The organism is Arthrobacter pascens (genome assembly GCF_017052465.1).
Taxonomy (GTDB): Bacteria; Actinomycetota; Actinomycetes; order Actinomycetales; family Micrococcaceae; genus Arthrobacter; species Arthrobacter pascens.
On the sequence record NZ_JAFHKT010000120.1, the window covers coordinates 42,462 to 55,076 of the forward strand.

General features: G+C 68.3%; 10 protein-coding genes. 4 read left to right on the top strand and 6 right to left on the bottom strand.

Going from position 1 to position 12,615, the window contains the following annotated elements; all coding sequences use genetic code 11:
• Positions 1-30: 30 nt before the first annotated feature.
• Positions 31-1,410: a septum site-determining protein Ssd gene (gene ssd / locus JYA52_RS06605; RefSeq protein ID WP_343915044.1), complete on the bottom strand. Its 1,380-nt coding sequence runs from the start codon at positions 1,408-1,410 to the stop codon at positions 31-33.
• A 146-nt stretch (positions 1,411-1,556) separates the two neighbouring features.
• Between ssd and JYA52_RS06610 the strand changes: the two genes are divergently transcribed.
• Together JYA52_RS06610 and JYA52_RS06615 are read left to right on the top strand one after the other, a co-directional pair.
• Positions 1,557-3,305 carry a bifunctional 3'-5' exonuclease/DNA polymerase gene (locus tag JYA52_RS06610; protein WP_205652399.1) on the top strand — a complete coding sequence of 583 codons (1,749 nt, stop codon included), beginning with the start codon at positions 1,557-1,559 and terminating at the stop codon, positions 3,303-3,305.
• 206 nt (positions 3,306-3,511) lie between these two features.
• The gene (locus JYA52_RS06615) at positions 3,512-3,709 is read left to right on the top strand and encodes a YegP family protein (protein ID WP_205652400.1); all 198 of its coding nucleotides are present in this window, start codon (positions 3,512-3,514) and stop codon (positions 3,707-3,709) included.
• A gap of 13 nt (positions 3,710-3,722) precedes the next feature.
• On the opposite strand, the gene JYA52_RS06620 is transcribed toward JYA52_RS06615, so the two are convergent.
• The 3 genes from JYA52_RS06620 to JYA52_RS06630 are packed head-to-tail and all read right to left on the bottom strand — an operon-like array spanning position 3,723 to position 6,886.
• Positions 3,723-4,400 (bottom strand): NUDIX hydrolase, encoded by a 678-nt coding sequence (locus JYA52_RS06620; protein WP_205652401.1) that lies wholly within the window; start codon positions 4,398-4,400, stop codon positions 3,723-3,725.
• Positions 4,397-5,323, bottom strand: coding sequence for an endonuclease III (gene nth, locus JYA52_RS06625; protein ID WP_205652402.1), 927 nt, complete (start codon positions 5,321-5,323; stop codon positions 4,397-4,399). The genes JYA52_RS06620 and nth overlap by 4 nt, the downstream gene beginning before the upstream one ends.
• A gap of 9 nt (positions 5,324-5,332) precedes the next feature.
• Positions 5,333-6,886, bottom strand: a complete 1,554-nt coding sequence (locus tag JYA52_RS06630) for an MFS transporter (RefSeq protein WP_205652403.1) — start codon at positions 6,884-6,886, stop codon at positions 5,333-5,335.
• A 444-nt stretch (positions 6,887-7,330) separates the two neighbouring features.
• Between JYA52_RS06630 and acs the strand changes: the two genes are divergently transcribed.
• Complete coding sequence (acs, locus tag JYA52_RS06635) at positions 7,331-9,355, top strand: acetate--CoA ligase (protein WP_205652438.1); 2,025 nt, start codon at positions 7,331-7,333, stop codon at positions 9,353-9,355.
• A 183-nt stretch (positions 9,356-9,538) separates the two neighbouring features.
• Entirely contained in the window at positions 9,539-10,321 is a 783-nt protein-coding gene (locus JYA52_RS06640) for a DeoR/GlpR family DNA-binding transcription regulator (protein ID WP_205652404.1), read from the top strand.
• An 11-nt stretch (positions 10,322-10,332) separates the two neighbouring features.
• Here the strand turns inward: JYA52_RS06640 and JYA52_RS06645 are convergent, their stop codons facing one another.
• Both JYA52_RS06645 and JYA52_RS06650 read right to left on the bottom strand, forming a co-directional pair.
• A complete protein-coding gene (locus tag JYA52_RS06645; RefSeq protein WP_372433756.1) occupies positions 10,333-11,352 on the bottom strand; it encodes a LacI family DNA-binding transcriptional regulator in 1,020 nt (339 codons plus the stop codon).
• Between the two features lie 14 nt (positions 11,353-11,366).
• Positions 11,367-12,572, bottom strand: a complete 1,206-nt coding sequence (locus JYA52_RS06650; RefSeq protein ID WP_205652406.1) for a Gfo/Idh/MocA family protein — start codon at positions 12,570-12,572, stop codon at positions 11,367-11,369.
• Positions 12,573-12,615 lie beyond the last annotated feature (43 nt).

A 12,615-nucleotide genomic window follows, 5' to 3' on the forward strand; every position in this document is an offset into this window, starting at 1 on the left:
GACCTCGCCCCGGGGCGTCCGAGTGCGCGCTCACTGCGCACCTCCGGCCAGCAGCTCACCGTCGAGCAGCTCGAGGACAGTAGCGGCGAACCGGCGTACGCTCCTGCGCTTGCCCTGTTCCAGGAGGCGGCCGAGCTCCGCCGCCCCGGCTGTGCCGCGGACTTCGGGCATGACTCCATGCAGCGGGAGGCCCACGGACTCGGCGATCAGCGTCCCGTCCAGGGCGGCACCTGCCCTGCCCCGGATGACCAGCGCTGAATCCACGGGCGGAAGCTCCTGAAGCAGTCGGGCGGACGCCACAGCGGCCTTCAACTGGGCCGGAAGCACCACCAGCAGGCGGTCGCAGTCCCAGGCAAACGTCCGCAGCGGTTCGGCGTTGCGGCCGATGTCGACGACGACGAGCTCGTAGCCCCGCCGTGCGGCATCGAGCACCCCGCCGACGGTGGCGGCGTCCACGGCGGGTGTCCGTTCCCGGCTTCCCGGCCAGGACAGGAACGAGAAGCCGCCCGCGACGGGTAAGGCGTCCGCGAGCTGACCGGGATCGATGCTGCCGCTCGCGTCAGCCAGGTCCGGCCAGCGCAGTCCCGCCGATTCTTCCGCCGCCAGGGCGAGCTCGAGACCTCCTCCCCAGGGGTCGGCATCCACGAGCAGGACCCGCGCGCCAAGGCCCGCGGCCGCCTGCGCAATCCAGATGCCGGCGGTAGTGGCACCTGCACCCCCGCAGCCGCCGGTGACACCCAGGACCAGGCCGCCCGCCTCCGGTGAGCGTGAGCGGCTCAGGTATTCTGCCAGCCAGGCGGCGGCATCTGGCAGCACGGCCACCCGCTGCGCACCAATGGCCGCCGCCAAATGCCAGAGGCTGTCCCCCTCGCCGCTGAGACCCACCAAAACCGCAGGTGCCCGACGGCGCGGGGGCAGCTCACGGATGTCGCTTCCGACCAGGACTGCCGCCGCCGAATCCCAGTACGGCGCGGCCTCCGAGACGTCGGCTACAACACGCAGCAGTCCGCCGGCCGCGGCCACTATCCGTTCCACCTCTCCCTGGAGAAAATCAAAGCCCGTCACCAGCAGCACCTCGTCGGCATCCGCGGGGAGCCACGCGCCCGGTCCCGGCTCGGGCGGCCGCAACGGCGCGGCCCGCACCGGAGTCTCTGGCCCGGGAAAGCGGGCTGCCGCCCCGCCGGGCGCCGAAAGACGCGCGGCAGCCGGGTGCGGGAGCAGTCCCGCCGGCAGGTGCGCGTCCGCTGCCGGCCGCCGCCTCGCCGGTCCGTCCGGCCGGGCAGCCTCGAGACTCAAGCCTGGCGGGGCTACGTCCCGGATACCGGCGTCCGCCGACAGCGGGGACACCGCCGAGAGCGCCCTGTCCGGTCCTGACGGAGTTGCCTGGTTGCGTGCATGATGCCTGCTCATGGGGCAACTCTGGCGGGAACGCGTCCCGCCCGGCAGTCGCAGACCGGCCTATGTGGACAACCCCAGGCTGCCGGCATGTGAAGGAGAGGCTGCGCCCGGTAGGCACCCGGCACGGGGCGGCGTCAAAATCAGGGGACAATAAAACCATGTTCCTGTTGCTGGCTGCCCACCCTGACGGCTCGGCCCTGCAGGAGCTGACAGCCGACGGCCTGCCGAGCCCGGGCAATCCCCACCCGCGGATCATCAGCCGCACGGCCGCAACCGCCGTCCCCGAAAACCCCGGACAAAGCCCCACCGGGCTTCCCGCCGTCGTGCGTGAACTCGAACACCGGCGGCCACGCTGGATCTGGCACCGGACGCAGGACTGGTATCCGGCGTTGCTGGAGGCGGGCGTGGAGCTGGAGCGGTGCTACGATCTCTCGCTGAGCGGGGCGATCCTGGCGCATTCGGAGTTCACCGCCCATACGCCCTACGCGCAACGCGCGGAGAAGATGACGCAGGACGACGACCTCCAGCAGCCCCCGCGGGTGCTTCAGCCGCCCCCGCCGCCCGCCGATCAGGGGGCCCTCTTCGACGATCCGGGGCTGCAGTCTGATCTGCGGCCCACCCTTGGCGAACTGCGCGCCGAGTACGCCGCCCAACAGGAGGCCGTGGCCCACGCGACTACGGACGGCAACCGCCGGCAGCGCCTTCAGCTGCTTCTCGCCGCGGAGTCTGCCGGGGCCATGATCGCTGCCGAGATGCAGCACGCAGGCGTGCCTTGGCGCGAAGAGCTGCACGAACAGATCCTCGCCGACCATCTGGGTCCCCGCCCGCCTGCAGGCCATCGCCCCGCCAAACTGGAGGCGCTCACCACCGAACTCCGCCGCCTGCTGCACTCCCCCGCGTTGAACCCGGATTCGCCGCAGGAGCTGATGCGTGCCCTCCACCGGAACGGCATAGAGGTGAAGTCGACACGGCAATGGGAACTGAAGGAGTCCACCCATCCCGCCATTGAACCGCTGCTGGCGTACAAAAAACTGGCGCGGCTGCATACGGCGAACGGCTGGACGTGGCTGGACGCCTGGGTCAGGAACGGCCGTTTCCAGCCGGAATACGTCGTGGGCGGCGTGGTGTCCGGCCGGTGGGCGTCGCGCGGGGGCGGCGCGCTGCAGATCCCGCGCCAGATCCGCGGGGCGGTTCACGCCGACCCGGGGCACAAGCTGATCGTCGCGGACGCGTCCCAGCTGGAACCCCGCGTGCTCGTCGCGCTCGCGCAGGACTCCACGATGGCGGAGGCCGCCAGGGACCAGGACCTTTATGCGGGCATCGCCGCCAAGGGATTCGGCGGCGACCGAGCCAAGGCCAAGATGGCCCTGCTCGGCGCCATGTACGGCGCCACATCGGGCGAAGCAGGCCGGCTGATGCCGCAGCTGGCACGCACCTATCCGCGCGCCGTCGGCTTCGTGGAACAGGCCGCCCGCGCGGGCGAGGCGGGCAAGACTGTCACTTCCCGGCTCGGCCGCAGCAGCCCGCCGCCCTCCGAGCGATGGTTCCGCAGCCAGCAGTCCACCTCAGCGGAGGAGCAGCGCCGCGCCGACTCGATTGCCCGCTCACGCGGCCGCTTCACCCGCAACTTCGTGGTGCAGGGTTCCGCGGCCGACTGGGCCGCCTGTTGGCTTGCGGAATTACGACGCCGGCTGCGCGCCCTGCGTGCCGACGGTTCGGCTTCCGGCGAGCTCGTCTTCTTCCTCCACGACGAAGTCATGGTGCACGCCCCGGATGGGGCGGTCGAAAGCTGCATTCAGGCCATCGAAGATGCCGCCAACGCCGCGAAGGAGTTGCTCTTCGGACGGATTCCGGTGGAGTTCCCGGTCAGTGTCGCGGTGGTGGACTCGTACGACAACGCGAAGTAGTCCCACGCCGGAAGGCGGAGAGTAGCCCCTGGAAGGCGGGAACGAAAGTCATATGCCTGCGCACCGAAACGCCCCGTTTCAGTAAGTAACTTACCCGCTGGTAGTTCGCGCCAGTGCGGCGCATCACACTACCCTCAAAGGTAACCGGGCAGTGGCAGTAGTTGGCCCGGCAAGTGCAACGAAGCATTATCAGGGGGTCCCGGCCGATGGCGGGCAGATTTGAAGTACACCAGGACGACGAGAAGTTCTACAGGTTTCGGCTCAAAGACGGGGACGGCAACCTGGTTGCTGAGTCGCCGCGGTTCAAGAGCCTTTCCGGCGTCATAGCGGGCATCGATGCCCTGCGGGAGAGCGCCGCAACGGGAATTGTCGTGGACCTGCGGAAGCCGCAGCACTCGAGCTAGTCAGCCGGATTTGCTACACCTTCAGGGGGTGCAGCCGTGTGCGGTCCCAAGGGACCGACCATCCCAGTTGGTCAAAGAGTTCATTCAGGATCATCCCCGTGAAGCCCCACACCACAACGTCCCTCACGGTGAACGCCGGGCTCTGGAACGTCCGGTTCATCCTCGTGACAGTGGCCATGGCCCGGTTTTCGGGGTCCAGCAGATCCCGGACCGGAACGCGGAAGACCTGGGCGGATTCACCGTAGTCAACCACATGAACCGGGGACGGTGAGGCCCACCAGCCCAGCACGGGCGTCACCAGGTAGTTGCCGCGCGGCAGCGCCAGTTCTGGCAACGCGCCGAGCACCTCCACGCCCTCGGGGTCCACGCCCGTCTCCTCCTGCGCCTCGCGGAGGGCTGCGGCAACAGGCGATTCGTCGGGATCGATGCCGCCGCCAGGAAACGCCACCTGCCCGGGATGATCATCCAGCGTATGTGCCCGTTCAAGGAGCAGGACGTCAAGGTCGGCAGGCGCCAGCGGTTTTCCCGATTCCGCCGGAACGTCATCGAGGGCGCCGAACAGGATCAGCACGGCGGCCTTGCGCGCCACCGACGGATCGACCGTCAGCGTCTGCCAGTAAGGGTTGCGGGCGGGCCCGGTCCCCGCGCTGATCGATTCCACGAGGTTTACCAGGTCCCGGCGCGCGGTCACGGTGACCTCCGCTGGGAATCCATCCGGATCTCCGCGGCACGGTGGGTCTCCGCGAGGAGCCTGCCAAGGAGCTCTTCGTTACCCGGTGCGAGCTCGTATTTGAGGAGCTTCGCGGCCTTCGCCGGATCTGTCTCACCCATGCCGAAAGCGGGACACCAGTTCGCCACGGCGCAGGCCCCGCAGGCGGGCTTCCGGGAGTGACAGACTCTCCGGCCGTGGAAGACCACGCGGTGCGACAGCATCGTCCAGTCCCTGGGCTCAAACAGTTCGGCAACGTCCGACTCGATGCGGACAGGATCGTCGGATTCCGTCCACCCGAATCGGCGCGCGAGTCGCCCAAAGTGCGTGTCCACCGTAATGCCCGGAACGCCAAAGGCGTTTCCGAGCACCACGTTTGCTGTCTTCCGTCCGACGCCGGGGAGTGTCACCAGATCCTCGATCCGGCCGGGCACCACGCCGTCGAACTCATCCACCAGCCGGGTCGCCAGGGCCATGAGGTTTTTCGCCTTGGCCCGGAAGAACCCGGTCGGCTTGATGATCGCCTCAAGTTCTGCGGGATCCGCCTCGGCCATGCTGCGCACGTCGGGGTATCGGGCGAAGAGCAGCGGCGTGATGAGGTTGACCGTCACATCGGTGGTCTGCGCGGAGAGCACCGTGGCCACGAGCAGTTCAAACGGGGACCGGAAATCGAGCTCGGCATGGGCGTAGGGGTATTGCTCGGCAAGCGCCCGGTTGATTCGCCGCGCGCGCCGCTTCAGTGCCAGCGTCGATTCACCGGACAGCCGCCCGGCACCGCCGGAGGGGCCGGGGGCCGAAGCCCCCGCAGCCAGACCAGCAGCCGCCGGGGCATCCGCCGGCGGGCCCGCCTGGGCGGGCGGGCTGTTCCGCGGAGTGCTGCGCCGGGGCGTGCGGGAGATGGCCATGGCGGCCTGCTAGCCGCGCTCGATGTTGCTGAGATCGCGCAGAACGCCCACCCGGCCGTCCGTGTGCTGGACCAGGAATTCGTCGCCCCGGTCTTCCAGCGCGAGCACCCAGCCGCCCGGTTCAATTCCGAACAGCGGTGCACCCGTGCGCTCGTCCACGGCCGTGCGGTGCTGTGCCACAGCGAACCAGAAAGCCTCGTGGACAGGCTGCTGCTCCGACTCATCCGGACGGCTGGCGGGATCCACGGTGGCGCCGATCGGCTCCTGGGACCTCACCGGTTCCTGGACCTTCACCTGCGGATGCACGGCGGTGGCGGGAGTCGCAGAGGCCGCACGCGCCTCATCAACGGGCGCAGCCGCACGTGCCTCATCAGCCGGTGCAACCGTCCCGCGTGCCTCATCAGACGATGCTGCCGCACCGGCGACTGGGACTCCGTCCAGCTGGGTCTCATCGGGAGACGGCGCGGCCGGCGACGCCGGCCCCGTCGCTGCGTGCGCTTCGGTTGCGGAATCAGTGGCGGAAGGCACGACGGCGGCGGCTTCAGTTGCCGGGGACGCTGCCGCTGCACGGGACGCGGACCATGCACCGGCAGAGGCGGCCCCCGCCGCCGCTGCCGGGGTGCCGATCCCGGGCACTGCCGCCGCCTCGGAGCCGGCGGTGCCGGCAGCGCCCGCAGTGGCCGCCGTCCCAGGAGCGCTAGCCGGGCTGCCGAAAGTACCGCCACCGGAAGTCTGGCCGGCAGCGTACTGCCCACCCGCCGTCGGACCCTGCAGTGCCGGCTTGGCATCGCCAGGCTTGGCAGCGGCAGGTTTGGCAGGCTTGGGGGCCTTGGCCGGCTTCGGCTTCCGCACGGGAACGGCCGATTCCCGCGCCATGACATGGGCGGGCACTTCGGCGCGGTCCAGGAAGTCGCCGGCGAAGAAGGGGATGAAGCGGGCCAGCACTGTAGCGGCGAGCAGCACCAGCGAACCGATCAGGGCCAAAATTAGCACCGGCGTGAAGCCCACGGCGGCTGACAGGAAGAAGAAGGCAACGGCAAAGGAAGCCACCACGGAGCCGAACTGGTCCACGGACAGTGACCCGATCCGTACCTTCGTCTCCGGGGCCAGACGGCGGGCGACGAACAGCGCCGCCACGATCAGCGGCAGGACGATTCCCAGGCCGAGGAAGAACAGGCTGCCCAGGTTCCACAGGTTGTACCTGGCGGAGAACATGGGAATCAGCGATGCCACGAACAGAACCAGTGTGGCCGCGAAGACGGTCACGTCGCGGACGGTGAACGGGCCTGTAACGGCCTCATTCCGGATTCCCGTGTGCTTGTCCGCCGCGGCGTCCGAGGTGCGAGAAGCATTGTCAGCAGGCGCGCCGGCCTTCGGCGTCACCGCGTGGCCGCCGGCTGCGGCACCCTGGGCCGCGCCTTGGGTCTCGTCCCGCGCTGCGTCCTTAAGTCCCGCTCCACCGTTCCGGGACGGACCCTCCGAGGCTGAGCCCGGAACGCCGTGGTCGCGCTGGGCTGGACCCGGCTGGGCCAGGCCCGGCTGGTCGTGGCTTGGCTGATTCATACTGTTCTCCTTAGCGTGGCGGCACCCGAACGACTGTCCAATTCAGGGCGACACCTAATGGCCGGCGGGCCTGACCCCTGCGGGTCAGGCTGCCTCCGGCCTATGTCACGAGTCCCTCTCAGCCTAGCCAAGTGCTTGCATGATCACTAGCTGACGGGCCGCGGCGGGGTCCCCGCAGACTGCCCGCCGCACTCCAGCCGGATGCCCGCAGGATCCCCGCACAATCCCTTCGGGGGGACCATTCGTCGCTTAATCCGCACCGCTCGCTGCTCGCTATGTGACGCCGGACACGCTGCCACGCCGGGAAGCGATAGGCTGTTTTCCGGAACAGCTCTTTGCGGTACGTCCGTGATCGGCCGGCCCCGACGACGCCGCTGCGCGCCCGGGTGACGGCCAGCCACGGGCCGCCCGCGCAGCAAAGATCGATGAATGATGAGGTTCACCATGTCCCAAGACACTCCCGGCTCGACGGCCACCGCCGCCAACCCCACCCAGCAGGGCGACGCTCTTGAAAACCTGCTGCATGAGAACCGCAAGTTTGCCCCCTCGGAGGACTTCGCCGCGAACGCCGTGGTTGGCGCGGAAGTTTACGCCGAGGCCGACGCTGACCGCCCGGCTTTTTGGGCGAAGCAGGCCCGTGAGCTGCTGACATGGGACAAGGACTTCACACAGGCTTTGGACTGGTCCAATCCGCCGTTCGCGAAATGGTTCGTCGGCGGCGAGGTGAACGCCGCGTACAACGCGCTGGACCGGCACGTGGAGAACGGGCTTGGTGACCGGGTGGCCATCTACTTCGAGGGCGAGCCCGGGGACTCCCGCGCCTACACCTACGCGGAGCTGACCGAGGAGGTCAAGAAGGCCGCGAACGCCTTCGAATCCCTCGGCGTGGCCAAGGGCGACCGCGTGGCCGTATACCTGCCCATGATCCCCGAAGCCGTGATCACCCTGCTGGCCTGCGCCCGGATCGGTGCCGTGCACTCAGTGGTGTTCGGCGGCTTCTCCGCCGACGCGCTGCGCTCCCGCATCGAGGACGCCGAGGCCAAGCTCGTGGTCACCGCGGACGGCACCTACCGCCGCGGCAAGCCCAGCGCCCTGAAGCCCGCGGTGGACGAGGCGCTGTCCCGCGAGGGAGACGGCAACGGGCACACCGTGCAGAACGTCGTGGTGGTCAAGCGCAACGGCCAGGACGTGGACTGGACCGAGGGCCGGGACCACTGGTGGGCCGACACCGTCGGCGCGGCCTCCGCGGAGCACACCGCCGTGGGCCACGACTCCGAACACCCGCTGTTCATCCTCTACACCTCCGGCACCACCGGCAAGCCCAAGGGCATCCTGCACACCACCGGCGGCTACCTCACGCAAACCGCCTACACCCACAAGGCGGTCTTCGACCTGCACCCGGAAACCGACGTGTACTGGTGCACGGCCGACGTCGGCTGGGTCACCGGGCACTCGTACGTCGCCTACGCGCCGCTCATCAACGGCGCCACCCAGGTCATGTACGAAGGCACCCCGGACTCCCCGCACCAGGGCCGCTGGTGGGAGATCGTGCAGAAATACAAGGTCTCCATCCTGTACACCGCCCCCACCGCGATCCGGACCTTCATGAAGTGGGGCCGGGACATCCCGGACAAGTACGACCTGTCCTCCATCCGGGTCCTGGGCTCCGTGGGCGAACCCATCAACCCCGAAGCCTGGATGTGGTACCGCGACGTCATCGGCAACAGCGGCGCCAAGCAAAGCCCGGCCCCGATCGTGGACACCTGGTGGCAGACCGAAACCGGCGCGCAGATGATCGCCCCGCTGCCCGGCGTCACCGCCACCAAGCCCGGCTCCGCGCAGGTGCCGCTGCCCGGCATCGCGGTGGACGTCGTGGACGAGAACGGCGCCTCGGTGCCCAACGGACATGGCGGTTTCCTGGTGATCCGCGAACCCTGGCCGGCCATGCTCCGCGGCATCTGGGGCGACCCCGAGCGGTTCAAGGAAACCTACTGGTCCCGCTTCGAGACCATGTACTTCGCCGGGGACGGCGCCAAAAAGGACGAGGACGGCGACATCTGGCTCCTCGGCCGGGTGGACGACGTCATGAACATCTCCGGGCACCGGCTCTCCACCACGGAAATCGAATCCGCCCTGGTCTCGCACCCGGCCGTGGCGGAAGCCGCCGTCGTGGGCGCCGCGGACGAAACCACCGGCCAGGCCGTCGTCGCGTTCGTGATCCTGCGCGGAGACGCCGTGGACTCCGGCGACGAAATCGTCCAGGACCTGCGCAACCACGTCGGCAAGGAAATCGGCCCGATCGCCAAACCCAAAATCGTCCTCGTGGTCCCCGAACTGCCCAAGACCCGCTCCGGCAAAATCATGCGCCGCCTCCTCAAGGACGTCGCCGAAGGCCGCGAAGCCGGCGACGCCACCACCCTCGCCGACAACACCGTCATGGCACAGATCGCGGCCTCTCTGAAGAAATAGGGCACTTACGCTCCGAGCTGGGCCCGTCCGGTAACCCCGGGCGGGCCCGGTTTCATGCCCCGGTGGGCAGCCGCCGCCGTCGAAAGTGTTGTTTTTCGGTCGTTCCTGTTCTCTTTTGCGAGGAGTACGCGATGATGGGCAGTATGAAGGCCGCCCGCGGTCTTGTCGCCTGAAAGGATCCTGATGCTTCGCGCTGCCCGCCACCAGTCCATAGTGGACGCCGTACAGCGCGAGCGGGTGGTCCGCATCTCGGACCTCGCGCAGCAGCTGGGCGTGTCCCTGATGACGGTGCGCCGCGACATCGAGATGCTGGAGGAAAGCGGCCAGCTGGAGCGGATCCACGGGGGCGCCAAGCTGCCTGGCGACGCCAGCACGCACGAGCCAGGGTTCGAGCTGAAGTCCACCCAGCTGACCGCGCAGAAGCGGGCCATTGCCATCGAAGCCGCCACGCTGGTGCACGAGGGCATGGCAGTGGCCCTGAGTGCCGGCACCACTACCTGGGCACTGGCCAAGGAGCTGGTAAACGGGCCTCGCATCACCGCGGTGACCAACTCAGTGAGGATCGCCGACCTGTTCCACCACGCCTCGGCGTCGGGATCGGGGCGCCACGCTTCCACGGTGATCCTCATCGGCGGCGAGCGCACGCCGTCGGACGCCCTGGTGGGACCCATCGCGACGGCGGCACTGCGGCAGCTGCACCTGGATCTGCTGTTCCTCGGTGTGCACGGCATGGACGAGGAGGCCGGCTACACCACGCCGAACCTTTTGGAGGCCGAAACCAACCGCGCCTTCGTGGCCGCCTCCCGCAAGGTGGTTGTCCTTGCGGACCACACCAAGTGGGGCACCCAGGGCATCAGCACCATCGCGAACCTTGAGGACGCCGGTGAGGTTATCAGCGATGCCGGGCTATCCCCCGAGGCCCAGAGGATCCTCCGTGACCGGGTGGGACGGCTCCGCCTGGCGTAGCGGGAACGGCCTTAGCCGCAGCCGCAGGATTGCCTGACCAGCAGGCGCGTGGGGAAGACGCGGTGCCGTGCAGGTTCGCCGCGGTCGGCGCCCACCAGGGCGCGCACTGCGGCTTCCGCCATGTCGCGTACCGGCTGCTCCACGGTGGTCAGCGGAGGCCACGAGTACTCGGCCTCAACGGCACCGTCGAAGGATGCCAGCGCCATGTCGCCGGGCACTGACAGCCCGGCTTCGTGGAGTGCCCGAAGAATGCCGATCGCCTGCATGTCCGAGCTGGCAAAGATGGCGGTGGGCCGGTTTGCCGACGCGAGCAGGCGCTGGCCTGCCGCATAGCCCCCTACCCGGGTAAATTCACTGCGCGCAATCGGCCCTTCAGCCAGGCCGGCGTCCTTGAGCGCCTGCAGCCAGCCGTCCTCACGGGCGTCCCCTTCATTTCCGGTGGTGGTACCCATGGCGAGGCCGATATTGGTGTGGCCATGCCAGACCAGATGCTCCACGGCCTTGCGGGCACCTTCGGCCAGGTCCACGCCCACAGTGGTGAAGCCTGCGGACCTCTCGCTGTGGCTCAGCAGGACGGACGGTATCTCCGCAGCCTCAAGGTCAGTCAGATCCGGATCAAGCAGGACACTCGCCAGCACCACGCCGTCCACCTGCCTGGCGGCGAGGTTGCGGATATTCCGCCGCTCCTTGGCAAGGTTGCCGTCCGAATTCGTCAGGAACAAGGCGAAGCCCAGCTCCGCCGCTGCATCCTCCACCGCGTGGGCAAGCAGGGAGAAGAACGGGTTGCTGTTGTCCGGGATGATGAGGCCGATGGTCTCGGTTGAGCCCAGCTTCAGCGCGCGGGCCGCGGCGTTGGGCCGGTAGCCGAGAAGGCGGATGGCGTCCTGGACTTTGGCTTCGGTGGCCGGCGCAACTTTCTTGGGCCCGCCGTTAACCACATAACTGACGACGGCGGTGCTCACCCCGGCGTACCGGGCAACATCCTTGCGGGTCACCTGGGTACGGGGGGCGGGCACTACCGGACTGGTCATAGTGTCCATGCTAACTACAGCGACACGGGGGCATCGCCAAAGTCCCGGATGAGCAGGCGTTCACCATTGCGCCGGGCGGACTCGTGGGCCACGATGCCCGGCAGCGTGAATCGTGCCGCGGTCCAGGCATTGACCGGCGGAAGCGTCCGGGTGTTGACCGCGGTGACAAAGTCGTCAACCAGGAAGTGGTGGCTGCCTTCGTGCCCGTTCGGGGCACCACGGAATTCCTCCGGCAGCCTGTCACTGTCATGCACCGGGGCCAGCCCGGACACGAAGGCGTCCCGCAGCTCGGGGGCCACGTTGGCGAGCGAGGGATCGTCCAGGGCCATGCTGGGCCGGGACTCCATCTGCTCGGAGATGTCGTGGACGTTGGCCTTGTCCTGCCACACCGTCACCTTGGCCAGCTGCTCGAAGCTGGCCTCCGTGCCGAAGAACCGGAAGCGGGACTCCCGGATGTGGGACGGGTAGCCGACGCGGCGCATCTCATTGGTGCGCATCACGCCGCCGTCGTTCAGTTCAAAGAGCGCCGTGGCGTTGGAGAAGTCGTTGCCGAACATGCTCACGTCCTTGTCAAACACCCCGTCCTGGCGGTCGTCCTTGACGCCCACACAGCTGACGCTGACGGCATGGGCGGCAGGCAGCGCTCCCAGAACGCCGCCGATGGCGTGCGTCGGATACAGCATGGGCGGGTAGCTCGCGGTCTCCTTCCAGCGGTCTCCCCCGCTGTACTGGTAGGCGTCGTAAAAACCGAGGTCCATGTCGTGGACGTAATCCCCCTCGGTGTAGAAAACCCGGCCAAACCTTCCCGCCTCGTGTTGGTTGCGGGCGTAGACGGTCGCAGGGTTGTAATAGCTGGTTTCACCCATCATGTAGACGTTCCGGGTTTCCCGGACGGCCTCGATGATCCGGGCGATTTCGTCCTCGGAAATGGCCATTGGCACGGCGGAGTAGACGTGCTTGCCCGCACGGAGCGCGCGCTCCACCAGGGGGCCGTGGGTCCACCGCTGCGTGAAGATGGCGACGGCGTCAACGTCGGAGGCAAGGAGATCCTCAAAGCTGCTCTTCGCACCGGCGAGATCGAAGCGCTCGACTGCCTCGGCCGCCCGCTCCGGCCGTTCGTCGACGACGAAGACCTCACTGACACCGGGATGCAGGTTGAACAGATGGGCGAACTGGCCGCCGAATTGGCCCACGCCTACTACTCCTATGGAAAACGTCATTGTCAGGTGCCTCCCGTGATTCTGATTTCTCGCGTCCGGCCGG

Bases quoted from the DNA above. Each gene is read 5' to 3' on its own strand.
- JYA52_RS06645 (WP_372433756.1), bottom strand. From the start codon at position 11,352: ATGACCAGTCCGGTAGTGCCCGCCCCCCGTACCCAGGTGACCCGCAAG.
- JYA52_RS06610 (WP_205652399.1), top strand. From the start codon at position 1,557: ATGTTCCTGTTGCTGGCTGCCCACCCTGACGGCTCGGCCCTGCAGGAG.
- JYA52_RS06630 (WP_205652403.1), bottom strand. From the start codon at position 6,886: ATGAATCAGCCAAGCCACGACCAGCCGGGCCTGGCCCAGCCGGGTCCA.
- JYA52_RS06615 (WP_205652400.1), top strand. From the start codon at position 3,512: ATGGCGGGCAGATTTGAAGTACACCAGGACGACGAGAAGTTCTACAGG.
- JYA52_RS06640 (WP_205652404.1), top strand. From the start codon at position 9,539: ATGCTTCGCGCTGCCCGCCACCAGTCCATAGTGGACGCCGTACAGCGC.
- JYA52_RS06650 (WP_205652406.1), bottom strand. From the start codon at position 12,572: ATGACGTTTTCCATAGGAGTAGTAGGCGTGGGCCAATTCGGCGGCCAG.
- nth (WP_205652402.1), bottom strand. From the start codon at position 5,323: ATGGCCATCTCCCGCACGCCCCGGCGCAGCACTCCGCGGAACAGCCCG.
- acs (WP_205652438.1), top strand. From the start codon at position 7,331: ATGTCCCAAGACACTCCCGGCTCGACGGCCACCGCCGCCAACCCCACC.
- ssd (WP_343915044.1), bottom strand. From the start codon at position 1,410: ATGAGCAGGCATCATGCACGCAACCAGGCAACTCCGTCAGGACCGGAC.